Genomic DNA, 24,639 nt, shown 5'->3' on the forward strand with positions numbered 1-24,639 from the left:
TTGTGGCCTGGTATATGTTTATTTGTACAAATTTTTGTCGGTGCCGTTTTTTGACCACCCCCGCCTGCGGTTCGGGTGGAGGCTTGGACCTGCCACGGAAGAAGCGCCCCCATCCCAGCCTTCCCCCGCACGCGGGGGAAGGGGCCAAAGCCTGGACGCCGCAGTGAAGTCACCTCCCCCGCCTGCGGGGGAGGTCGACACGCAACGCGTGTCGGGTGGGGGCACGGGCCTGCCGCAATACTCGCTCAGCGACGCACCGGGCGATAGACGATGAAGATCACCAGGTCCTCGTCGCCGACCTGGTCGAGCGCGTGGCGGTCGCCGTCGCGGGTCAGGATCGCATCGCCCGGGCCGACCTCGCGCACGGTCTCGCCCAGCAGCAATCGCCCGCGCCCGGACAGCACGTAGTAGATCTCGTCCTTGTCGTTGACGTGGTCGCCGATGGTCGCGCCCGGATGCAGCGCGCGCTTGCGGAACACCAGGTCCAGGCCGGTCGCATCATCGAAGAACGGATAGGCCGTCGTCGTGCCGGCACCTTCGTGCGGCCCGGGCTGTTGGACCGCAATGTCGCGCTCCTGTACGACGACCGACGGCGACACTGAGTCGGGCGGCGGGGCGGGCAATGCGTGGCAGTCGGCTGCGGTGACGTGCTTGACCGGCGCGTCGGCATCGAGGCCACGCCAGCCGGCCGCGACGAGGCAGGCGACCGCATCGGCACCGGCCTCGCTGAAATGAGTGCCGTCGGCCTTGCCCTGCGCCGGCACGTGCATGAAGTAGGGCTTGGCACCGTCTTCGCCATGGACGCGGATCCAATCGCTGGACGCGGCATTGAGATCGATCAGCGCCACGTTCTCGCGGGTCGCCACGGCCTGCATCGCCAGCGTGTAGCGGCCATGCGTGTCGATCAGCGAACCGAAGTCGTAGCGCAACCGCGCGACCGGGGTGATCAGGATGGGCGTGGCGCCCTGCTCGCGCGCCACGTCGATGTAGCGCTGGAGCCAGCGCGGGTAGTCGGTCGCCGGATCGGTGTAGCGCGCGGGGTCCTCGCGCTTGGCATCGTTGTGGCCGAACTGGATCAGCAACACATCGCCTGCGCCGATCTCGCTGGCGATCGCGTCCAGCCGGCCTTCGTCGATGAAGCTGCGGGTGCTGCGCCCACCCATCGCGTGGTTGCGCACCTCCCAGCCGTCGGCGGTCCAGCGCGGCAGCGCCTGACCCCAGCCGGCCTGCGGTGCCCGCTCGGGGCCATAGGTCGCCGCGGTCGAATCGCCGGCGATGAAGATGCGATGCGGTGCAGGCGAGGCGGCGAACGCAGTGCCCACGGCCCCCAGGCACAGCAGCGACAGCAGACGTTTCATCGTGGCGACGCTCCGCACGGCGTTCCGGATCGACCGCAGGCCGCCGCCCCTGGCAGCGGCCTGCGTTGTCAGCGCCGTGGGGCTTACTGCCCCAGCACGCCCTTGACGTAGGCGACGATCGCCTCGTCCTGCGCGTTGTCGAAGAACGCCTGCTGGAAGCGCGCACCGCCGACGGCCTGCTTGACCAGGTCCTGGTCGATCGCCTTCAAGCCCTCGACGAAGTCCTTCGACGCGCCCTGCTTGACCTGCGCCAGGATGCCGGCGTTGGTCATCTGCGATGCCTTGCGCTCGGCCGGGTAGCCTTGGCCGCGCTCGCCTGCGAAGGCCTTCTCGAAGATGTAGCGGATGTTGATCTCCGCGCCCCAGCCGTAGCCCTTGGCAAACGGCAGCGCCAGCGCGTTGCCGTTGTTGACCTGTGCGAACAGGAACGCGTCGGTCGGCTCGATGCAGTAGCCGCAGTAGACGCCCGGCCAGGCGTTGAGCGACATCATCGCGCCCTGACCGGTGCCGCAACCGGCGACGACAAAGTCGACCGCCTTGGCATTGAGCAGCAGCGCGGCGCAGATGCCAAGGTGGATGTAGGTCAGGCGGTGGTCGTTGTCGCCGTCCATGCCGACGTTGAAGACGGTGTGGCCCTGCTCGGCGGCGACCGTCTGAAGTTGCTCCAGCACGACCGGGTTCTTCGCGGCCTGGCTGAATTCCTGCATCAATGCGATCTTCATTGCGTGTCTCTCTTGCGTGTTCGAGGGGGAACGCGGGCCGCCGGGGCGGCGACCCGCGAAAAGAAAAGCGAAGCGGATCAGCGCGCCAGCCAGCCGCCGTCGACCGGGATCACCGCGCCGTTGACGTAGTCCGAGGCGCGGCTGGCCAGGAACACTGCGGTCCCGCCCAGGTCCGACGGCTCGCCCCAGCGGCCGGCCGGAATGCGCTCGAGGATGGCCTGGTTGCGCGCCTGGTCGGCGCGCAACTGCGCGGTGTTGTCAGTCGCCATGTAACCGGGCGCGATGGCGTTGATGTTGATGTGCTTGCCCGCCCACTCGTTGGCCAGCAGGCGCGTGATACCGGCGATGCCCGACTTGCTGGCCGTGTAGGACGGCACGCGGATGCCGCCCTGGAATGACAGCATCGAGGCGATATTGATGATCTTGCCGCCGCCGTTGGCGATGAAGTGGCGGCCGACCGCCTGCGACAGGAAGAAGGCCGACTTGATGTTGACGTTCATCACGTCGTCCCAGTCCTGTTCGCTGAAATCGACCGCATCGGCACGGCGGATCAGCCCGGCGTTGTTGACCAGTACGTCGAGACGGCCCAGGCCGTCGAGCGTTTCGCGCAGCACGCGGTCGACCGGCTCGATGCTGATCAGGTTCGCCTCGATGGCGACAAAGCGCCGGCCCAGCGCTTCGACTTTGGCCTGCGTCTCGCTCGGCGGCTGGATGCCGGCGGCAGCGATGTCGGCGCCGGCCTGCGCGAGCGCCAGTGCGATGCCCTGCCCCAGACCGGTGTTGGCGCCGGTGACCAGCGCGACCTTGCCTTGGAGGCTGAACGGATTCGTCATGGTGGAACTCTCCTGTGGAGCGATGGCGAAAATGCCGCGCATGGCGCAGCGGGAACGTCACTTGAGCTGGCAGATGTCGAGCACGTGCATATCGGTGTAGTCGAGGTTCTCCCCGCCCATGGCCCAGATGAAGCAGTAGTTCGAGGTGCCGGCGCCCATGTGGATCGACCACGGCGGCGACACCACGGCCTCGCCGTCGGCCACCACGATGTGGCGCTGCGCGTGCGGCTCGCCCATGAAGTGGTAGACGCGGTCGTCGGCGCCCAGATCGAAGTAGAAGTAGACCTCGCTGCGCCGGTCGTGCAGATGCGGCGGCATCGTGTTCCAGACGCTGCCCGGCTTGAGGATCGTCAGGCCCAGCAGCAACTGCGAAGACGCGCACGTGGCCGGCACGATGTACTGGTAGATCGTGCGTTCGTTGCTGGTCGCAAGCGATCCGCGCTCGAGCGGCACGGCCTCGGCGATCGAGATCTTCTTGGTTTCGAAGCGCGCGTGCGCCGGCGTGGAGGCCAGATAGAACTTCGCCGGCGTCGCCGCATCGTCGGACGCGAAGTCCACCTCGGCACTGCCCATCGGCACGTACAGCCCGTCCTTGGGTGCGAGCGGGTACGCGGTGCCGTCGACGGTCACGGTGCCCGGCCCGGCACCGACGTTGACCACGCCGAGCTCGCGCCGCTCCAGGAACGGCCGACCCGCGGCCGAGGCCGGCTCGGTCTGCACGGGCAGCGACAGCGGGCCGGAGACCGGCAACGCACCGCCGATCACGAAGCGCTCGTAATGCGTGTAGCTCAGGCGCAGTGCGTCGTCGGCGAACAGCCCATCGAGCAGGTAGAGATCGCGCAGCGCGTCGTTGTCGATGCCCTGCATCACGCCCGGGTGGGTCGCATGGTAGGTCTTCTGGTACATGGCGGCTCCGAGCGGCGGAACGTCGGGAACGGGCATTCTAGGCCTTTCGGTAACCGGTGTCATACCGCGCCGCGACAAAACGGCCGGCAGCGTTCTGCGGGCAAGGCAGACGTAGAGCGGTCGGTTGCGGGGTGACGCGCAGACGCGGCTGCGCGATCTCGTCCGGACCTGGGTCGCCGATGGCAGCCCAGCATTGCGGGCTGCGCGTCCGGGGGACGCCGATGGGCGGCGCCTTCAGTCCGGCGGCTGGCAGGAGTCGCGGACCACCAGATGCGGCCGGACGCTCGCCAGTGGGCGCGGTGCGCCCTCGGGCTGCAGCAGCATCGCCGCCGAGATCCGGCCGGTATCGCGAGTGTCGCGGCGCACCGAGGTCAGCGGCGGCCACAGCCGGGAGGCCAGCGGGCTGTCGTCGTAACCGACTACCGACAGTTGCCGGGGAATGCTGATGCCCGCGCGCATCGCCACGCGGTAGACGCCGGCGGCCATCTCGTCGTTGCCGCAGAAGATCGCCGTGGGCCGCTTCTTCGCGCCAAGCAGCTTCTCGGCCGCGGCCACGCCCGACTCGAAGGTGTAGCCGGCCTCGACGATCCGCGATTTGGGCATCGCCACGCCGCGGCGCTCGAGCGCGGAGACGAACCCGGTCGACCGCTCGATCGAGGAGCGGTAGTCGCGCGGACCCGTGATCATCGCGATGTCGCGGTGGCCCAGCGACTGCAGGTAGTCGGCGACCTCGGCCGCGCCGTCGTGGTCGTGGGTGACGACCATGCGCTCGGGGGCGTCCATCGACACCGCGGCGATGCGCACGTAGCGGCAGCCGGTCTCGGCCAGCATGTCGGCCAGCGCCTGGTCTTCGGACACGCGCGGCACCAGCATCACCCCGTGCAGCTTCTGCTGCTGGACGAAGCGGCGCACGCCGTCGATGTAGTTCGGGCTGCGGCTGTCGCAGGGATGGACGACCAGCTCGTAGCCCGAGTCGCGCAGGGTGTCGAGTGCGCCGTACTGCATGTTGACGATGAACTGCGCGGTCGGATTGTCGTAGACCATGCCGATCAGGAACGAACGGCGGAACGCCAGGCCGCGCGCCAGCGGGTCGGGCACGTAGCCGACCTCGCGCATCAGCGCCTCGACCTTCTCTCGCGTGTCCTGCCGCACCAGCGGCGAATGGTTGATGATGCGCGAGACGGTCTTCTTCGAGACGCCCGCCAGACGGGCGATGTCGTTGATCGTGGCCGCGCGCGGCAGCGTGCCGCCGCCCCGGATCGTCTTGTTCTCTGTGGGCATCCGTGGTCCCCCAGGGGCCGGTTGTCGTGCGGTTTCCATTCTAGCGGCAGTTGTGCGGGCCCGCCGTCCGCGCCCCGGCGGTGTTCAGTCCAGGGCCCGGAAGCGGAAATCGCGGAAGTGCACCTTGCCCTCGCCCGCGGCGTAGAGCGCGGGCTTGAGCGCCAGGAAGCCGCCGGCGACGTTGTGGTGATAGCCCGAGACCTCCATCTGCACCGGGTACTTCTCCCAGCTGTGGCCGTCGGCGCTGGTGTGGATGGTGACGATGTGGCGGTCGTTGGTCACCCGCACCCACAACCGGCCACCCTTGCCGGCCGGCAACCCGGCGCTGGGGCGCTCCAGCCCGTAGCGGTGCATGACCGTGCGCTCGCCGTTGCTGCCGACGCCCACGTACAACCGGTCGCTGTAGAACAGCAGCGCGCCGCCGATCGCGCCGGGCTCGATCTCCATCTCGACCTCGAACTGGTAGGCCTTGTCGCCGGCGATCACCGTCAGCGGCGACGCGTCGCGCGGCGTGCGGCCCTTGCCCTGCACGGTCAGCGTGCCGTCGCTGAAGCGCAACCGCGCGTACTCATCGGGCGCCGGATCGAAGAATGCCCACTGGTGGCCCAGGCGGCCGCTGCGGAAGTCGTCCGACAGCGCCATGCCGTGCGCGCCGACCGAGGTCCCGCTGGGCTTGGCCAGCGGCCGGCCCAGGTCGCCGCCACGGGCCACGAACCAGCCGTCGTCGGTCCATTCGATCGGCTCGAGCAGCGCCTGCCGGCCAAGGGTCCAGTACCCGTTTTCGTAGCCGTGGTAGATCATCCACCAGCGCTCGTCGGTGCCCTCGATCACCGTCGCATGGCCGCGCGACCACCACGGTTCGCTGCGATCGACCGTGCGCACGATCGGGTTGTAGGGCGAGTTCTCCCACGGCCCGTGGATCGAGCGCGCGCGTGCGGTGATCACCATATGCCCGGTCGGCGGACCGGCAGTGCCGCCAACCGCGGTGGTCATGTAGTACCAGTCGCCGCGCTTGTGGATCTTCGGGCCTTCCTGCGCATAGGCCTCGACGTCCCAGTCCTGCGGGTACTGCCAGCCGTCGTAGACGTGCCGCGGCTCGCCGACGACCGACAGGCCGTCGTCGGACAACTGCACGTAATCGCCGCCGCTCAGGAACAGGTAGCGCTTGCCGTCCTCGCCGACCGCGTGGCCCGGGTCGATGTAACGGCCCAGGCCGATCTCGACCGGCTCGCTCCACGGTCCGCGGATATCGTCGGCCCAGACCACGTAGTTGCTGCGCTCCGCGCCCTCGGTGCCGCCGGTACGGGCGGGAAAATAAATGTAGTACCGGCCGTCGTACTTGACGATGTCCGGCGCCCAGATCGAGCCGACATTGCGCGTGATCGCGTGGCCCAGCGGCTGCCAGTTCACCAGGTCGCGCGAATGCCAGAGCGGCAGGCCGGGATAGGCATCGAACGAGGACAGCGTGAGGTAGTAGTCCTCGCCGTCCTTGAGCACGGACGGATCAGGCCGGTCGCCTGCGAACACCGGATTGAGAAACGTGCCGTCGCCCAGGTCGGCCTTGCGCTGGTGTTCGATACCGCGCGCCCAGGCCTGGCTGGCGGGTGCGGCAGACGAAACGGGCGGTGCGGCGGCGACGCCGTCGGCCAATAGCAGCCCGACCACACAGATGGCGGCCAGCAGCGGGGAACGGCGCGAACGCATGCGCATCTCCTCAAGCAAAAGGGCAAGGCGCCAACACGTCGCGACAAGATGACACCGATGGCCAAGCGACCGTAGCAGAGCGCGCACCGCCACGCATTCCGCAATGCGGCACAGCGCGCGGCGCGTGCTAGCGTGCACACCTCCCGCCGCTGCCACGCCCGATACGATGCGACTCGGACTCGCCGCCAACCGACGCCACCATGCCGACCGTGATGCCGCCTTGTTCCGCTGGCTCAAGGCCAGTGGCGCGGGCATTCTCGAGCTGGACATCGCACTGCATATCGTCGGCCGCACCTTCGATGCGATCACCCGTCACGGCGCACTCGACGGTCATGCCCGCATGCAGCGTTACCCCTACGGCCGCGAGGGCGGCCTGATGAAGCTGGTCGCCGAAGTCGTCGGGCTGGGCGACGGCCGCACGCTCGACGGCGTGGTCTACCTGATCGACCCGGTGGACCCCTCGTCGATCTTCCCCGAGGCGGTCGCGCTCAAGCGCCAGTGCGTGATCCAGGGCAAGCCCTTCCTGTCGACGGTGGCCTCGGCGCGCGACTGGATCGAGTGCGAACGCCTGCACGCCGGCCTGCCCCCCGACCCCGGCGCCGACGACCTGCATGCCTTCGACACCCAGACCGTCGCGCTGATCGCCCACGACGCGATGAAGCCGCAGATGCTCGACTTCGCCGACCGCCATTTCGACCTGCTCTCGCGCTTTCGCACTCGCGTGGCCACGGGCACCACCGGCCAGCGCCTCAACGAACTGGCCTGGCGCCGCGGCTGGCCGGTCGGCGAGGCTTGGGCGCAGCGGTTCAACAGCGGCCCACTCGGCGGCGACGCGCAGATCGCCGACCTGGTGCTCGACCGGCAGTGCCGGCGCGCGATCTTCTTCGAGGATCCGCATGTCGCACGCCAGCACGAGGCCGACATCCAGTTGCTCGAGCGCGCGGTGACCACCGTCACCGACGATGTCGCCTGCCTGACCTCGCCCCAGGTCGCCGAGCGTTGGGCCCAGGCCGCCGAGAAGCGCGCCACCCCCTAAACCGGGGTCAGAGTCGATTTTGCCCCGTGTGTCCGCAACGGACCGGGCCGCGACGACGGCCGATCGAAAGGCGTCCTTCAGCCGGCGCGCAGCATCGCCGGCAGCCACAGCGACAGGCTCGGGAACAGGGTCACGATCAACAACACGCCCAGGCCCGCGAACCAGAACGGCCAGATCGTGCGCATGCTCTCGCCCACGGTGATCTTGCCGATCGCGGTGCCGATGAACAGCACCGAGCCGACCGGCGGCGTGACCAGACCCAGGCCACCGGTGAGCACCAGCACCAGGCCGAAGTGGATCGGGTCGATGCCATAGGCGCGTGCCACCGGCAGGAAGATCGGCGTGCAGATCAGGATCAGCGGGGCCAGGTCCATGAACGTGCCGAGCAACAGCAGCATCAGCACGATCATCAGCAGCACCGCCAGCTTGCTGTGCGCGAACGATTGCAGGAACTCCACGGCGGCGCTGGGCACCTGGAGATAGGCCAACAGCCAGCCGAACACCGATGCGGTCGCAATCACGAACAGGATCACGCCGGTGCTGCGTGCGGCGTGGGTGATGGTCTCGACGAACTCGCGCACGCGCAGCTGCCGATAGAGCACGATCGTCACCAGCAACGCGTAGACCACCGCGATCGCCGCGCTCTCGACCGCGGTGAAGATGCCGGCGCGGATGCCGACGAAGATCAGCGCGACCAGGCCCAGGCCCGGCAGCGCCGAGACCGTGCGCAGCAGCACCGCACGCCAGCCGGGAAAGATCTCCACACCATAGCCGCGGCGACGCGCGACCAGGTAGCCGGTGACCATCAAGGCCAGCGTCATCAGCAGCGCCGGCACGATGCCGGCCGCGAACAGGTCGGCGATCGACAGCCCGCCGCCCGCGGCGGCCGAGAACAGGATCAGGTTGTGCGAGGGCGGCACCAGCAACGCGACCAGCGCGGCGGTGATGCTGACGTTGACCGCGAAGTCGCGGTCGTAGCCGCGCTTGACCATCTGCGGGATCATCGTGCCGCCCACTGCCGAAACGTCGGCGATCGCCGAGCCCGAGACGCCGCCGAAGAACAGCGACGACAGGATCGACACCTGGCCCAGGCCGCCGCGCATGCGTCCCACCAGCGACGAGGCCAGGGCGATCAAGCGCTCGGAGATGCCGCCACGCATCATGATCTCGCCGGCGAAGATGAACAACGGAATGGCGATCAGCGAGGCCGAGCCGGTGCCCGCCGAAATCTGCTGCACCAGCACGATCGATGGCAGGTCCAGATACAACAGCGTCGCCAGCGCCGCGGCCGCCAGCGCGAACGCGACCGGGACGCCGAGCACCAGCAGCGCGGCGAAGACGATGAACAGGATCGCGATCGCCATGTCAGCGGACCTCCTCTTCGACGCGCGGACGCAGCGCCAATGCGAATCGGTTGAGTGCGAAGACCACCATCAGCGCGCCGCCGATCGACAGCGGCAGGTAGTTGATGCTCTGCGGCATCGCCGCGCCCGCGGCTTTGATGTGCAACCCGTCGAGCAGCAGCAGCGCGCCCCACCAGGCGATGACCGCGCCGATCGCGACAATCACCAGCGGCACCAGCAGATCGATCCCGCGCCGAACCGCCGGGCGTACGTGGTCGTGCAGCAGGTAGAAGCCGAAGTGCCGGTTGGTGTGCACGCCGGCGGCCGCGCCCAGGCTCATCGCCGTGCTCAGCAGCAGCAGCGTGACCGGCTCGGTCCAACTGGGCGAATCGTTGATCACGTAGCGGGCGAACACCTGCCAGCCCTGCACGACGACCAGCCCGAACAGGGCCGTAGCGGCGATGGCGATGGCGAGATGGGCGATCCGCTCGAGCAGGCGCCCGGCGGCACCCAGCGGCGGGAGAGTCGAGGCTTCGGACATCGCGGGGTCCCCGTGTGTCAGGCGAAGTCGCGGATGCGACGGTAGAGGGTCTGGAGTTCGGGCTGGCGCAGGTAGCGCTCGCGCAACGGCGCAGCTGCCTCACGGAATGCGTCCATGTCGACCTCGTTGAACGCGATGCCGTCATCGCGCACGGCCTGGCGCGCGGCTTCCTCCGACGCGTCCCACAGCCGGCGCATCACCGGCACCGAGGCGCGGGCGGTGTCGATCAGCAGATCGCGGTCGGCTGGCGCCAGCGCAGCGAGCGAGCGGCGCGAGATCAGCAGGATGTCCGGCGCATAGGAGTGCTCGCTCTGCGACCAGAACCGCGCTGCTTCGAAATGGCGGCTGGAATGGAAGCTGCGCATGTTGTTCTCCGCGCCGTCGATCATGTGCGTTTCCATGCCCGAGAACGTGTCGCCGAGCGACATCGGCGTGGGGTTGGCACCGAGCAGCCGCATCAGGTCGATGAACATGTCCGACGAGGCCACGCGCAGCTTCAGGCCGTGCAGATCGCCCGGCGTGCGGATCGCATGCCGAGTGTTGTAGAAACAGCGCGCGCCGCTGTCGTACACCGCCAGTCCGACCAGGTCGCGGCTGGCGAAGCCGTCGAGCACGGTCTGGGCCACACCCGCATCCAGCGCATGGCGCAGATGCGCGACCGAGTCGAATGCATACGGCAGGCACAGCGCGGTGGTCAGCGGGAAGGCGTTGTTGAGCGCACCGGCGTAGACGCGGGTCATGTCGATCGCGCCGAAGCGCGCCATGTCGATCGCTTCGGCCTCACGGCCGAGCTGGCCGGAGTGATACTGGCGCAGCCGCACGCGGCCACCGGTCTCGCGTTCGAGCGTGTCGCCGATCCACTTCACCGCCTCGACCGTCGGATAGCCGGCGACGTGCACGTCGGTGGCGGTCAGCACGGTTGCGCCGTCGTCGGCACGCAAGGCCGCGGGCAGCAAGGGCGCGGCGCATACCGCGCCGAGCCCGGCCAGAAAGCGCCGACGCGAGGTCATGCGACCGTCCCGGGCGTCAGGGGCGCGGCGGCCTCCACCTCGACGGTGATCGTGCCGTGGCCGTCGAAGATCACGTCGGCGCGCTGGCCGGGCGCGATGTCGTGGATACCGGTGGCATTGCCGGTCGCGATCAGCTCACCGCGGCGCAGCGGGCGGCCGCGCCGCGCCGAACGCGCCAACGCGAACGCGAAGGCCGCACGCAGACCGCCGGGCAGCGTGGTCGCCCCGCCACTGCCCACAACGTCGCCGTCGATACGACTCTCCACCCGCAGGCGTGCTTCGTCCAGGCCAGTCCAGTCGGCGATCTCGCCGCCGACGACCAGGCCGTTGTTGTTGCCGAAATCGGAGATCACCACGCGCGGGCCGAGCACATTGATGGTCGCCAGCGGGCTGCTGGCCACCTCCAGCCCGATGAACAGCGTGGCCGGATGCGCGGCCGCTTCGTCCGGGCTCCAATCGAGCTTGTCGGCGGGCGCGTCGGCGTCCAGCCGCAGCACGTACTCGGCCTCGATCGCACCGAAGCCGCCGGCGAACACCGCGATGCGCGTGCCCGGCCCGGCCTGCTGCAGATTGCGCCGGAAGATCGGGCCGAGCAGGCGGTCATCGCCCGAGAGGTCACGCCGCTCGGCCGCGATATAGCCGACCTTCCAGCCGACGACGGCATCGGGCCAGGCCGCGATCGCGGCGTCCTGCACGGCATAGGCGGCGACCAGCGTGTCGGGAATGACCCCTGGGAAGTCGGCAAGCGCGGCGCCATTGCGGCGCGCGTGCCCGAAGGCATCGACGATGCCCCGAGTCGGGTCCGCAGGAGCGTCCTGCGCGGTCGGATGCGCGGTGCCGTTGTTCAAACTCGATCTCCTGACCTGGTCGTTGCTGCGCCGCAGATCGCGGACGCTGGGAATGTCTTGTATGGTAAACCGGTGTCATCTTCAATGTGCAGTGCGGCAAAAGTCGTCGCACGCCACACGTATCGTCGGAATACTCGCCATGCTGCGTAGATCCATCCGCCCGCTGTCTTGTGCGCTGCTGCTATTCGGCGCCGCCGGCCTCGGCGCCGTGCAGGCCGCCCCGATTGCAGAGAAGGAACGCATCGACCTGTGGCCGGCCGCCGGCGCGTCGGACGGCGGCGACCGGGTCACCGAGCGCAGCCGGGATCCGACGCGCCCCGATCGCATCATCGAGGATGTACGTCGGCCCTATCTGGCGGTGCATGTGCCTGCGCAGCCCAATGGCGCGGCGCTGCTGGTCGTGCCCGGTGGCGGCTATGCCCGCGTCGTGCTCGACAAAGAGGGCTCGGCCTTGGTGCCCGCCTTCGTGGACATCGGCGGCGTCACGCTGTTCGTGCTGCATTACCGCTTGCCCGACCGGCGGCATGCCGAAGGCGCCGACGCCCCGCTCGCCGATGCCCAGCGCGCGTTGCGGATCATTCGCGCCCGCGCCCGCGACCACGGCATCGACCCGGCCCGCATCGGCGTGATGGGGTTCTCGGCCGGGGGGCATGTCGCCGCCCGGCTGGCGACCCATCCAGCGCCGGCCTACGTGCCGGTCGACGCGATCGACCTCGTGGACGCGCGCCCGGACTTCGCACTGCTGATCTATCCGGTGATTTCGATGCGCGACGGCCTCGCGCACGCCGGGTCGCGCGACCGCCTGCTGGCCGCGAGCGACACGCCGGCCGAGCGCGCATTGGCGCGACTGTCGCCCGAGCGCGATGTCGACGCACGCACGCCGCCCCTGTTCCTGCTGCACGCACAGGACGACCCCGCGGTGCCGGTCGGCAACGCGCTGGCAATGCACGCCGCCGCTCTCGCCGCCGGTGTGCCGGCCTCGCTGCACGTCTTCCCCACCGGCGGCCACGGCTTTGGCGTGCGCGATGCGCACGGCCCGTTGGCGCGCTGGCCGCACCTCGCCCTCGACTGGATCGACAGCCTGCCTCCACGCCCATGACCGACACGCCGACCGACCTCCACCGCCGCCGCCTGCTCCAAGCCGGCGCCTTTGCCAGTGCGCTTGCCGCCCTGCCCGCGGCATTCGCCGCCGCGCCCCGTACCAGCCTCGCGCGCGTGGCCGGCGGCCGCCTCGGCGGCGCGATCGAGGACGGCGTGCACGTCTTCCGCGGCGTGCGCTACGGCGCCGACACCGCGCCGCGCCGGTTCATGCCCGCCGCGCCCGCGCCGGCCTGGCGCGGCGTGCACGACGCACTGGCCTACGGCGCGTCCGCGCCGCAACGCGGCGGCGAAGGCCCGGGCAGCGAGGACTGCCTGTTCCTCAACGTCTGGACGCCCGGGCTGCGCGATGGTGCGCGCCGACCGATCCTGGTCTACATCCACGGCGGCGCGTTTTCGACCGGATCGGGCAGCGATCCGCTCTACGACGGCGGGTCGTTGTGCCGCCGCGGCGACGTCGTGGTCGTCACCTTGAACCATCGTTTGAACGCATTCGGGTACCTGGCGCTGCGCGAGCTCGGCGGCCCGGCGCTGGCGCGGTCGGGCAATGTCGGGCAACTCGATCTGGTGCAGGCGCTGCAATGGATCGCCGCGCACGCCGACGAGTTCGGCGGCGACGCCGGCAACGTGACGCTGTTCGGCCAGTCGGGCGGCGGCGCGAAGATCGCCACGCTGATGGCGATGCCGGCCGCGCGCGGGCTGTTCCACCGGGCCTGGACGATGAGCGGGCAGCAGGTCACCGCGGCCGGCCCGCGCGCCGCCGACCAGCGCGCGCGGCTGTACCTCGACGCCCTGGGCGTGGCGCCGACGGACGTCGAAAGATTGCGCACAATGCCGATGCAGGCCCTGCTCGACGCGCAGCGCACCCGCGATCCCTCGCGGGTTGAGGACAGCAGCCTGTACTTCGGCCCGGTCGTGGACACCGTGACGTTGCCGCGCCATCCCTTCTGGCCGGACGCGCCCCCGCAATCGGCGCAGATCCCGATGGTGATCGGCAATACGCGCGACGAAACCCGCGCCTTCCTCGGGCACGATCCGGACAACTTCAGCCTGGACTGGGACGCGCTGCCGGCGCGGTTGCGCACGCAGCAGTTCGTCGACCTCGACCCGGCGGTCGTGATCGCCGAGTACCGCCGCATGTATCCCGACTACACACCGTCGGAGGTGTTCTTCGCCGCCACCACCGCCGGCCGCTCGTGGCGCGGCGCGGTCGAGGAACTGGAGGTGCGCGCCGCTCAGGGCCGAAACACCTGGGCCTATCAGCTCGACTGGTATCCGCGCGGCGGCGAACGGATGCGCGCCCTCCACGGCCTCGACATCCCGCTGGTGTTCGGCACCGTTGCCGGTGCCGGCAGCCGCGCCGGCGACGATGCGCGCGCGCGCGACATGGCAGCGGCGATGCAGGGCGCCCTGCTCGCGTTCGCGCGTTCGGGGGACCCGAACCACGCCGGCCTGACGCACTGGGCGCCGTACGGCCTGGACCGCCGCGAGACGATGGTCTTCGACGCGCCCTCGCGGCTCGAAGACGACCCGCGCGGCGGCGAGCGCCGGCTCTACCGCCAGGCGCCGTTCGTGCAGCGCGGCACGCAGTAACCCGACCGGGCGCCCGGCCCAGCGCCGGACGCCCGCACCTGCCGAACGTGCCTCAGCGCACCGGCGCGACGTTGTTCAGCCGCGTGACTTCTTCGGCATCGCCGGGCAAGGCGATCCGCACGCGCGCGCCGTCGGGCAGGCGACCCGGCGGCTGCAGGCGCACAGTGGCCGTGCGCGGACGCAGGTCGCGCGGCGCGGCGAGCGACGGTAGGTCCGCACGCGCGAGTTCGCGCCCCTCCGCCGTTTCAAGAATGGCCACGCCGGCCGGCGCGTCGGCATGGCCGAGACTGTGCACGGTCGCCTCGACCGCCCCGTCGACCACGCGCACATCGCCGCGGCCTATGCCGATGTCCGGACGCGTTTCCACCGGGGTGCCGGCTTCGATGCGCTCGAACTCGAACACCTGGGTCTGGCCGGCCGCGAACGCCAGGTCGACCGACGCACTCGATTCGAGCCGGACCTCACGGATGTGCGCGCGGCCGTCGATGCTCTCGTCGCCGGTGCGGTCCACGCCGCTGACCATCCGCCAACGGCCGGGGGCGACGTTCCAGCCGGTCATCGTCGCGTGCGCGGTGCGCGTGCCGGTGTTGTACGCGACGACCTTGAAGCGCTCGCGCGAAGGCGCCGACACCAGCAGCGCGACAGTTTCCGCCTGGCCGTCGTCGGCGAAGCGCCAGCTCACGGTGTGCCCGGGGTAGGTCGTATTGCGCTTGAGCGCGAGTCCGCCCAGCCGCGCGCGTTGCAGGAACTCGCTCGGCGCCTCGACCCGGTCCGACCACCAGTGGCCTTCGGTGTTCATGTATTCGCGCTGCGCCTTGGCCTGGATGCCGTCGGCGTGCAGCGCCTCGAGATAACGCTTGTCGCCGGTCTGCTGCCAGGCGAAGACGCTCTGCACGCCGGTCTCGCCACTGTCGGCCGATTGCTGCAGACGCTGGCCCCAGTCCTCGCGCCGGTCGAGCGCGTCGACATAGTTCTCCGCCAGGTTCGACAGACCGGCCGGGCCGCTGCGGTCCACGCGGTACTGCAGCGGGCGCAGGTACTTCGCATCCCCGGTCCATCGCCACGCCGCCCAGTACAGGTGCAGGGTATCGGCGCCGCCAGAGCCGTCGAACAGGTCGCCACCGCGTCGCTCGCCAGTCGCCCAGTGAATCTCGTTGGGCAACTGCCAGGCGCCCGCCTCGTCGGTGTAGGCGTGCGCCAGATAGCCATCGGCCAGCTCGGTGATCATCGATCGGCTGGTCGGGTCGGCATTGAACACGCCGAGCACGAAGGCCGGGTGCAGCACCGGGAACGAGTACGGCTTCTGCCACTGCCAGCGCGGTTCCCGATAGACCTTGCGCCCGCCGAACCAGTTGCTCGAGAACAGCCGATGCCCTTGCGGGTTGCGCAGCACGATCTTCTCGTCGAGGTCGCGCACCGTGTCCATCAGCCGGGTCATCGTCAGCGGATCGCCCCAGTTGAGCAGTGCCATCGCGCTGTTGGTGTTGATGCCTTCCTCGTAGGCATGCAGCTCGTCGGTCTCGATCGTCGACAGCCCGCCGGCGAACATGCCGTTGGCATAGGCCGCGTCGGCCAGGGCGGTGATCGAGGCGTTGATCTTGTCGGGCATCACGCCCATCAACGCCAGCCCCGGCCACTGCTGGGACAGGTCGCTGTCGTCGGAGATGCCGCCGCCGAAGTCGCCGAAGGCGACCTGGCGTTCATCGATCCACCATTCGACGAAACGCCGGACCGCCTTGAGGTCCTCGAGCTGGCGGAACGCCCACAGCGGCACGCCGGCCGGCGGCTCGGGCTGTACAAACGGTGGCCGGCCCTGGCTGTTGTAGCTCATGTAGTTCCAGTACAACCGGCCCAGCGCGTGGTCGGGGTCGACCCGCAGCAAGTCGCTGATGTCGGCATAGGCGCGCGCGTAGAGCCGCTGGCGCTTGGAGGTGGTGTGCTCCTCGACCAGGAACCCCCAGTTGTCGCGTACCTGGTTGAAGCGGTCGGCGACATGCTCGACCAGCGCCTCGGCGCGCGGTTTGTAGACCATGCGGATCTGCGCGCCATCGAGCGCGGCGGCGTCGAAGCCCGGCGCTGCCGAGGCGATGCTGATCCACAGGCTGTCGTCGCTGAGGATGCGGTCGCGCAAGTCCAGAAACAGCGTGCGCGCCTGGCCCGGACGCACCGAGACCGAGACGTCGATCATGTCGCGCGCCGGCCAGATCGGATCCTTGACGCGGATGTTGAGCGGAATCGCCCCGGTGCCGTCGGCGGTATGCGTGGCCGGCAGGTCGAGCGCAGGCAGGTCGATCGCGATGCCGTCCAGGCCGTCGTACATGTTCTCCCAGCTGTGCGCCCAGCTGCGGATCAATGGCTTCGCGGCCGGCGCATCGCCGATGCCCGAGGGAATCAGCACATGCACCACCGGTTGCCGAGGCGCATCGGCCGACGCCGGCGCGCGCCTGCGATACGCCGCCCGACCGGGCAGCGCGATGACGGTACTGCGTTCCTCCGGCGCGAACCGGCCCTCGATGTAGCCGCGCAGATCGGCGAGATTGGTGTAGTCGACCTCGGCGTCGCTGCGCACCGTGTAGACCTGCCGCACCGAGCCTGCCGGCTCGTCGGCGGCCTCGACGCGATAGGCCCAGATTTCCTGGATCGGCGTCTCCTGGGCGACGTTCTCGAACCGCAGGTGCCCGCCGCGGCGCAGCGGAAGGTCGTCGACGCTGCGCACGATGCCCTGCGGCCGTTCGAACAGCGGCTGCAGGCTGTCCACATTGTCGCCGGCCAGCACACGGCCGTAGGCGGCACCGCGGATCTCGACCCGGTTGACCGGCTCGTCGGGCAGGGTCAGGTCGAGCGCCCGGCCACCCTCGACATAGGTGTTCCAGTCCGGCAGTTGGAAGTAGTCGTCACGCCCGCGCAGCCGCGAGCGGTTGTAGACACCGGGCCAGGTGGTCTCGGCGATGCCGTCGGTGGCCTTCCACATCCACTGTTTGAGATCGCGGGTATCGGCGAACTCGACTTTGCGGATCGACGTGGTCGGCGCGTCGAGCAGCGGCGGCGCCACCCCGTTCTGCCAGCCGTGCCGGAACAACCACGCCGCATGGCGGTCAACGGGCGAGACCGATGTGGTCGGCGTCGCGAACGCGCGCACGGCCTGGACCGCGGCCGCATCGAGCATGCGGTCGTGGATGCGGATGTCGTCGAAATCGCTGCCGCGCAGGAAGTTGTAGCGGCTCTGCACCTGGTGCGGCGCGAGCACGCGCGCTGCCAAGCCAAACTGGTCGAGACCGGCGTCGTAGTCGAAGCCGGCCTGGGCGTTCGCCGGCCGGTCTTCGCGTGCGACCTCATGGCCGTCCACATACAGGCGCACGCCGAGCGTCTCGTCCCAGCCGAAGGCGATGTGGGTCCAGGCGTCGGCGGCCGGGGGCGTGTCCATGCGGAACGACACCCGCGAACGTGCCAGGTTGGTATCGGTCACGAACGCGTCGAAGCCGTGTCCGTTCCAGTCGATGCGCAACCAGGCCATGTCCCAGCTCGAATGGTCGGCATAGCCGACGCGGAAGATCACGAACGGTGCCTCACCGACCGGATCGCGCGCGCGCCAGAAGAAGCTCAGCGTGCCGCGCTGCGCGTCGATGTTGCCCGGCGCGTCCCACGACAGCACGCCATCGTCGTCCCAGGTGATCGCACTGCCGCGCACGCCGTCCTCGACCAGACGCACCTTGTCCTGGAAGTTGGGGACCGGATCACCGGCAGCGACGTCGGCCACCAGCCCTGCATCGGCCGAGACATGGAACAGCAGCCTGGGCGCCTGCGCATGTGCGGCGGCGGACAGGGCCAACGCACACGCGGCGGCGATGACTCGGATCGACATCGGGTTCAAGCGGTTGCCTCCCTCGACAGATGCGCCGGCCGCAGCCGGCACGTGGACGGATTGTCGGACGATGCCGCCCCGGCCGCACGCCCGCACCAGGCAGGCAGTGCCTCGCGCCGCAGTGGCGCGCAAGGCCAGCGGCGAACGCACCCTCGCGCCCGGCGCAGGGTCGGTTCAGAAGCGATAACGGGCACCGACGTAGTACTGCCGCCCGGTCACCGTGTAGCGGTCGGGCAGCATCAGGTCCGAATCGACATAGCGCCGGTCGGCGGTGTCGAGCAGGTTGATCGCCTCGAACGTCAGGCTGAGCTTGTCGTTGACGCGGTAGGCCATGTTGAAGTCGACGTTGCGCACGCTGTGCTTGCCAGTCACATCGGCCGTGGCGAGCTGGTTGCCGTCCAGGTCCCAGACGTTCTCGCGGCTGAGCACCTCGCCGATGTAGCCGTCGCGGTAGCTGGTGGATATGCGCGCGCTGAAGCGGCCGTCGTCGTAGTACAGCGTGGCGTTGTACGAGTTGGGCGAGAGGTTGACCAACTGGTTCTCGGTCACCTGGGTCACCACCGCGGCATTGCTGTTGGCCGCGGTGCTGAACAGGTACTCGATGTCCGAATCGACGTGGGTGTAGTTCATCTGCACGCCGAAGTTGCGCCAGAACCCGGGCAGGAACGAGAACGGCTGCTGGTAGGTCAGCTCCCAGCCCGTCAGCGGGCCACCCGGCGTGTTGTAGTAGCTCTGCACGTTGAAGATGGTCTCGGGCGTGAAGCCCGGCGGCAGCAGCTCGAGGGCGTAGCCCAGGTCGGCCCACGTGCTCAGCAGGCGGGTGCGCTGCACGTAGCTGTCGATGTCCTTGTAGAACACCGCCGCCGACAGCAGGCCCCCTTCGGCAAAGTACCACTCGGCGCTGAGGTCGTAGTTGGTCGAGCGGAACGGATCGAGCTTGGGATTGCCGAGGTTGATCGAGAACACCCGCCCATCGTCGAAGAAGTTCGTCGGCCCGCCGCTGACGCTGGGCGACATATAGGTCAAGGTCGGCCTGGCCATGGTCTTGGCGGCGCCCAAGCGCAGCACGACGTTCTCGGCCACGTCCCACGACAGGTTCAGCGACGGCAGCACGTCGGTGTAGCTGTGGCCGACCCTCGTCCCCACCAGCAGACGCTCGCCGGCATCGGCGGTCGCGCTGGCGACGCCGAAGAAACGTTCGCAGTTGGCTTCGCCGCCCGCCGGGCACGGCGCCCAGCCCGAGGCGTCGATCTGGGTCCGGACCACGCGCACACCGACATTGCCGCGCAGCGCGCGCTCGAGCAGGTCAGTGTTGAAATCGAGCTGGCCGTAGACCGCCATGCTGCGCTCGGTGACCTCGAAGTTGTTGTTCGAGGCACCGAAATGGCCGATGCCGGCCAGCCGATAGTCGCCACCGGGCATCCCGTTCTCGGCGTTGCTGTAGATATCGAGCAGATCGGCGATGCGATCGAAGTCCGGGATCAGCCACGAGGCCGGCATGTTGCCGGAGAGATTCTTGCCGAAGCCGTCGAGCGTGGTGCTCAGATCGGCCAGCGTCACCCCGGCCGGCAGCGCCTGCGGCAGACGTCCGTAGCTGATGTGGCGATATTCCTGGCTGCGCATCTCGTAGTCCTTCCATGCCAGGCCGGTGCGGAAGGTCAGGCTCGGGGTGACGTCGACGGCCAGGTCCACCTTGGCGGTATCGAAGGCGTTCTTCACGTAGCTCGGGTTGAGCCGCACCTCGCTGATGTTGGCGCCGCGCGCGGTGCCGTTGGCGTTCACCGGCACAGCGCCGTAGCCCAGCCACGACCAGGCATCGGCGCTGCTGGTGTCGAACGGAAACGTCATGCTGGGCATCCGCGCATCGCCGCGCATGTCCAGCACGAAACCGTCGAGATTGGCGTTGTCGAAGCTGACCATCGAGAACACCGGCCGCGCATAGTCGGACACTGAATGGCCGAGCGTGGCGTCCAGGCGGACGGCGTCGTTGAAGCGGTGCTCGAGCTGCAGGCTGAACTGCTTGAACTCGGTCGATTCCTCGATCTGGCTCGACTCGGTACGGAAGTCGACATTGTCGAACACGCCGTAGACCAGACGATTGCGCTCATCGACCTGGGCCTCGCGCACGATGATCTGGGTCTTGCCGCCGAGATTGGCCGCGCGGTGCAGATTGGCGCCGAGCGAATCCTCGCGCTGGTCCTTGTCGAGCTTCGAGTACATCGCATCGAAGCTCAGCAGGGTGTCGTCGCTGATTCGGAACTGAAACGCGCCGGTGACGCCCAGGCGCTCGATCTCGTGCTTGGTGCGGATGTAGCGCGGGTAGCGCGGAATCCAGGCGTTGGTCGCGGTCTCGTAGGCGTCGATGTTCGCCTGCGAGCCTTCCGGCCGCGGCAGCCCGGTACCGCAATGGGCCGCGTCGATGCCCCAGGTGCCATAGCCGTTATTGCTTTTCGGATTGCCCAGCTCGCCGGACGTGGGATTGCGTGGGGTCTGCGGGTCGTAGCCCACGGGCGAACAGAAGCCGTAGGTGCCGTTGTTGTTGGCGTTGGACTGGTTGGCATTGCGGTGGTTGCCGTGTTCCCAACGCACCGGGTTGTAGCCTTCCTCGAAGATCGAGCGTTCACTGTAGGACGCCGACAGCAAGGCCCCGACCCGGCCATCGGCCCAGGTGTTGCTGATCAGGCCCGACACCCGCGGGTCGCTCTCCTCCGACAATTGGTTGTAGCCCAGTTGTCCGCTGGCCGAGGCGCGGAAGCCGTCGAAATCGAACGGGCGCGAGCCGCGCAGGTCGACCGTCGACCCCAGCGAGCCTTCGTCCATCTGCGCCGACTGGGTCTTGTTGACCTTGACCTGGCTGAAGAGCTCGGAGGCGAAGGTGTTGAAGTCGAAACCGCGCGAGCGATTGACGCCCGCGCTGCCGCTGCCGGCTGTCGCCAGCGCTTCCAGGCCATTGAGGCGCACGCGGGTGAAGTCCGAGCCCAGACCGCGCACGGAGATCCGCTGGCCCTCGCCGCCCTCGCGATCGATCGAGATGCCGGCCACGCGCTGCAGCGACTCGGCCAGATTCTGGTCGGGGAACTTGCCGATGTCCTCGGCGAAGATCGCATCGACCTGCTCGATGCTGTAGCGCTTCTCGTCGAGCGACTTCTGCAGGCTTTCGCGATAGCCGGTGACCGTGACCGCCGCCATGTCGGACACGTGAGTCGGGCCTTCTGCCTGCTGCGCGAAGACCGGCGAAGCCAGTACGAAGGCGATCCCGGCCGCGAGCATGGAAACCGGTGTATTCAAGCGATCGGTCGTGTCTTGCATGGTCGGGCTCCTCCCCCTGTATCGCGCGTCGAGCAGATGGACCATCACCGCCCCCGAAATGACACCGCTGGTCATTCGGGCCGGAACGGTAACAGCGCCGACACGGGCGGTGCATCTTGCAGCGCAACAAGCAGGACGTCGGATGCGTGCAACGCGCCTGCCCTGCGCATCGAGCACAGTGCCGCTATTCGTCTGCAAGCCACTGGTCCGCAGACACGAAAACGGGGCGACCCGAAGGCCGCCCCGTCTTGTCGCACAGCAGGATCAGAACTTGTAGCGCAGACCCAGCAGGTACTGGCGGCCGGTCTGGCTGTAGTCGAGCGGCAGGCGGGAGGCTGCACCGATCCAGGTTTCCGAGGGCTCGTTGGTGAGGTTGATGCCTTCCAGGCTCAGTTCGATCTGATCGCTGATCCGGTAGCGCAGCGACGCATCGATCGTCGTGGTCCCATTCTGTCCGTGCACGTCCTCGGTGAAGCCCGCCTCCTGGCCCGGCACCAGGATCAGGTATTCGTCACGGTTGGTCGCGGACACGCGTCCCGAGAAGCTCTCGCCCTCGTAGAACAATGTCGCGTTCCAGGAGCGCTTCGACGAGCCGAGCAGACGCTCACGCAGCGAGGTCGCGCCGCTCGCCGTGACGTACTGGATGTCGGTGTCGACATAGGTGTAGTTGAGCTGGACGCCGAAGTTGCGCCACACGCCGGGCAGGAACGTGAAGGGCTGGACGTAGTTCGCCTCGAAGCCCTTGAGCGGACCGCCAGGCGTGTTGAGCGGCACGCTGAAGACAAAGTCGTCGTTGACAGTCGCCCCCGTCCCTTCGAGCAGGCTTGCGGGCAGCCCACTGGACGCGTAGCTGCGCACTTCCCGGAACGGTTGAATGGTCGTTTTGAGGTCTTTGTAGAACAGGCCGAGCCCGAGCATCGCGCCTTCGTCGAAATACCATTCGAAGCCCAGATCGGCAGTGTCGGCGCGCACCGGCTCGAGCGTGGGATTGCCGCCGCTGACGGTACGCGCACCACCACTGACGTTGACCGTGACGCCCGGCGTCAACGAACCCAGGCCGGGCCGCGACATCACGCGCGCGGCGCCGAAACGGATCAGGAAGTCCGGCGCGATCTCAGCGACGAGGTTCATCGACGGTAGCGTATCGCTGTACTCGCGCGACACCGTCGAGGTGACCGGGGTGCCGCTGGCGGTTGCGATGCCAGTAGAAGACTGCTTGGTGCGCACGTAACGCACGCCGAAGTTGCCCGAGAACGGAATGTTGCCCAGATCGGTCGAGAACTCGCCCTGCAAGTAAATGCCGCGATCCTGCTCCTCGACGCTGCGTGTATTGACCGCACGCTCAGTCAGCGCGAATGTGCCCTGGCCGCTGTAGATGTCGAAGTAGTCGGCGATACGCGCGTAGCTGGGGATCGCCCAGCGTCCGGGCGAACCGCCTATGCCGCTCAGAGTACCGGTGCTGGTGAGATCGGAAGGTACGATCTGGCTGCCATCGGCGAACGCCGGAACGGCGCCTTCTGATTTCCGTCGCAGTTCGCGAGTCGAGAACGTGTAGTCCTTGGCCTGCACACCGCCCTTGAGGCGGAAGCCCGGACTGATGTTCCAGTTGAAGTCGATCTGCGCGTTGTCGAACTTGTTCTCGACGTACTGCGGCCGCAGGCGTATTTCGGCGAGCGTCCAGCCGGCGGGATCGAGCGGATCGATGCCATAGCTCAGCACCGGCCGGTAGGGATCGCCGCGGTAGTCGTAGCTGTACCCGTCGACATCAAGCTTGTCCATGATGATGGTGGTCTGGATCGGATTCTCATGTTCGGATTTCGACGTTCCGATCCTTCCCGACAGCGTGAAGTCGTCGGTGACGGCGAACTTGCCGTCCAAGGTGAGTTGAGTGAAGACAGTATTCCATTCGTCGTGGCGGCTCTCGGAACGGATGTCGACATTGTCGAACTGACCGTAGATCAGCGCGCCGCGGTCATCGACGACGCCGTCGCGAACGATCGTCTGCGGCTTGCCAGCACGGCTGCGACTGAACGAGATTGCCTCGATGTACTTTTCGTCGCGCACAGCGTCAATCTTCGAGTACAGGCCATCGAGCGCGAACTCCAGGCGATCGGTGGGTTTGAACTGCAGCGACGCCGTCACGCCGGTGCGCTTCTGGTCGTGCTCCATCAAGGTGTAACGCGGGAAGCGCGGATGATAGACGTCGCTTCGACACGCGTCCGGGAACGGCGAGGTGTTGATCGGATTCGTCGCCGTGGGACATCCATTGAAGCCGCCATTGCTCGGCCCGTTGGCCCAGCGTCCGGTGCCACTGCCTTCCTCCAGCGTCTGCCGCTCGCTATAAGCGACCGAAAGCAAGGCGCCGAAACGACCGTCGGCCCAGGTATTGGCGATCAGGCCGGCGACCCGCGGGTCGGCCTTCGCCGCCATGTCGCTGTAGCTCGCCTGACCGCTGGCGACGACGGTGAGGCCGTCGTAGTCGAAAGGGCGCGCGGTACGCAGGTCGACCGTCGCACCGAGTGAGCCCTCTTCCACGTCCGCCGACGCGGTCTTGCGCACGATCAGCTGCGAGAACAGATCGGAGGCGAACACGTTGAAGTCGAAGCCGCGTCCACGGTTGGCGCCGCCGCTCTGGTCGGATCCGCCGACGGTCGTCAGCGCTTCCATGCCATTGATGCGCACGCGCGTGAAGTCAGGGCCCAGCCCGCGCACGGTGATCTGTCGGCCTTCGCCCGCGTCACGCGCAATCACCACACCGGGAATGCGCTGCAGCGATTCGGCGAGATTGAGATCCGGGAACTTGCCGATGTCCTCGGCGACGATCGCATCGACCACGCCGGCCTCGCCGCGCTTGATGTCGAGCGCCTTTTCCACGCTTGCGCGGTAGCCGACCACCCGCACCGTATCGAGTTCGGCGGCCTGATCGTCAGTACCGGTGGCCTGCTGCGCGAGCACCGGGAAAGCGGCCGCCTGGAGCGCCAGCGCGATGCCGGTCGCCAACAAGGTAACCGGTGTCTTTTTTGAATCGACCCACTGCCTCATACGTCCCCTCCCAGGGTGCCCGGTGCATGGTGTGGCGCGGCTTGACTGCATCGTCGCGCTTGCTAATGTGGTGACGGCGCCCAAAATGACACCGCGGGCCAAACGCTATCAGAACACTGTCAGCGACGCATGCTGCGGCGCGACAGACTCACC

General features: G+C 68.4%; 16 protein-coding genes. 3 read left to right on the forward strand and 13 right to left on the reverse strand.

The annotated features are described in order from the left end of the window. Positions 1 to 245: 245 nt before the first annotated feature. The 6 genes from ABE505_RS01380 to ABE505_RS01405 form a co-directional block, all read right to left on the reverse strand. Complete coding sequence (locus tag ABE505_RS01380; RefSeq protein ID WP_346441641.1) at positions 246 to 1,358, reverse strand: GDSL-type esterase/lipase family protein; 1,113 nt, start codon at positions 1,356 to 1,358, stop codon at positions 246 to 248. 83 nt (positions 1,359 to 1,441) lie between these two features. Beyond that, positions 1,442 to 2,080 carry an RpiB/LacA/LacB family sugar-phosphate isomerase gene (locus tag ABE505_RS01385; RefSeq protein WP_346441642.1) on the reverse strand — a complete coding sequence of 213 codons (639 nt, stop codon included), beginning with the start codon at positions 2,078 to 2,080 and terminating at the stop codon, positions 1,442 to 1,444. A gap of 77 nt (positions 2,081 to 2,157) precedes the next feature. Continuing rightward, on the reverse strand, positions 2,158 to 2,913 hold the full coding sequence (kduD, locus tag ABE505_RS01390; protein ID WP_346441643.1) for a 2-dehydro-3-deoxy-D-gluconate 5-dehydrogenase KduD: 756 nt from the start codon (positions 2,911 to 2,913) through the stop codon (positions 2,158 to 2,160). Between the two features lie 57 nt (positions 2,914 to 2,970). Continuing rightward, a complete protein-coding gene (gene kduI, locus ABE505_RS01395) occupies positions 2,971 to 3,819 on the reverse strand; it encodes a 5-dehydro-4-deoxy-D-glucuronate isomerase (RefSeq protein ID WP_346441644.1) in 849 nt (282 codons plus the stop codon). 234 nt (positions 3,820 to 4,053) lie between these two features. Beyond that, positions 4,054 to 5,100, reverse strand: a complete 1,047-nt coding sequence (locus ABE505_RS01400) for a LacI family DNA-binding transcriptional regulator (protein ID WP_346441645.1) — start codon at positions 5,098 to 5,100, stop codon at positions 4,054 to 4,056. Between the two features lie 84 nt (positions 5,101 to 5,184). Then, entirely contained in the window at positions 5,185 to 6,810 is a 1,626-nt protein-coding gene (locus ABE505_RS01405) for a family 43 glycosylhydrolase (RefSeq protein WP_346441646.1), read from the reverse strand. 160 nt (positions 6,811 to 6,970) lie between these two features. Between ABE505_RS01405 and ABE505_RS01410 the strand changes: the two genes are divergently transcribed. Next, positions 6,971 to 7,840, forward strand: coding sequence for a methylglyoxal synthase (locus ABE505_RS01410; RefSeq protein ID WP_346441647.1), 870 nt, complete (start codon positions 6,971 to 6,973; stop codon positions 7,838 to 7,840). A gap of 77 nt (positions 7,841 to 7,917) precedes the next feature. On the opposite strand, the gene ABE505_RS01415 is transcribed toward ABE505_RS01410, so the two are convergent. From ABE505_RS01415 to ABE505_RS01430, 4 genes are read right to left on the reverse strand one after another with little or no spacing between them, the layout of a single operon-like run. Beyond that, the gene (locus ABE505_RS01415) at positions 7,918 to 9,204 is read right to left on the reverse strand and encodes a TRAP transporter large permease (RefSeq protein ID WP_346441648.1); all 1,287 of its coding nucleotides are present in this window, start codon (positions 9,202 to 9,204) and stop codon (positions 7,918 to 7,920) included. Position 9,205: 1 nt separating this feature from the next. After that, positions 9,206 to 9,724, reverse strand: coding sequence for a TRAP transporter small permease (locus tag ABE505_RS01420; protein ID WP_346441649.1), 519 nt, complete (start codon positions 9,722 to 9,724; stop codon positions 9,206 to 9,208). Positions 9,725 to 9,741: 17 nt separating this feature from the next. Then, positions 9,742 to 10,734, reverse strand: a complete 993-nt coding sequence (locus ABE505_RS01425; protein ID WP_346441650.1) for a TRAP transporter substrate-binding protein — start codon at positions 10,732 to 10,734, stop codon at positions 9,742 to 9,744. Then, on the reverse strand, positions 10,731 to 11,522 hold the full coding sequence (locus ABE505_RS01430) for a 2-keto-4-pentenoate hydratase (protein WP_346441878.1): 792 nt from the start codon (positions 11,520 to 11,522) through the stop codon (positions 10,731 to 10,733). The genes ABE505_RS01425 and ABE505_RS01430 overlap by 4 nt, the downstream gene beginning before the upstream one ends. Positions 11,523 to 11,721: 199 nt before the next feature. Here ABE505_RS01430 and ABE505_RS01435 point away from each other — a divergent pair, with 199 nt between their 5' ends. Continuing rightward, entirely contained in the window at positions 11,722 to 12,681 is a 960-nt protein-coding gene (locus ABE505_RS01435) for an alpha/beta hydrolase (RefSeq protein WP_346441651.1), read from the forward strand. After that, complete coding sequence (locus ABE505_RS01440) at positions 12,678 to 14,273, forward strand: carboxylesterase/lipase family protein (protein WP_346441652.1); 1,596 nt, start codon at positions 12,678 to 12,680, stop codon at positions 14,271 to 14,273. Before ABE505_RS01435 ends, ABE505_RS01440 begins: the two co-directional genes overlap by 4 nt. Positions 14,274 to 14,325: 52 nt before the next feature. Here ABE505_RS01440 and ABE505_RS01445 read toward each other — a convergent pair whose 3' ends face one another. From ABE505_RS01445 to ABE505_RS01455, 3 genes are all read right to left on the reverse strand, one after another. Next, complete coding sequence (locus ABE505_RS01445) at positions 14,326 to 18,135, reverse strand: LamG-like jellyroll fold domain-containing protein (RefSeq protein ID WP_346441653.1); 3,810 nt, start codon at positions 18,133 to 18,135, stop codon at positions 14,326 to 14,328. Positions 18,136 to 18,309: 174 nt separating this feature from the next. Beyond that, positions 18,310 to 21,444, reverse strand: a complete 3,135-nt coding sequence (locus ABE505_RS01450; RefSeq protein ID WP_346441654.1) for a TonB-dependent receptor — start codon at positions 21,442 to 21,444, stop codon at positions 18,310 to 18,312. A gap of 264 nt (positions 21,445 to 21,708) precedes the next feature. Continuing rightward, complete coding sequence (locus tag ABE505_RS01455; RefSeq protein ID WP_346441655.1) at positions 21,709 to 24,486, reverse strand: TonB-dependent receptor; 2,778 nt, start codon at positions 24,484 to 24,486, stop codon at positions 21,709 to 21,711. Positions 24,487 to 24,639 lie beyond the last annotated feature (153 nt).

Origin of the sequence: Luteimonas sp. TWI382 (assembly GCF_039674545.1) — a bacterium.
Lineage (GTDB): Bacteria > Pseudomonadota > Gammaproteobacteria > Xanthomonadales > Xanthomonadaceae > Luteimonas.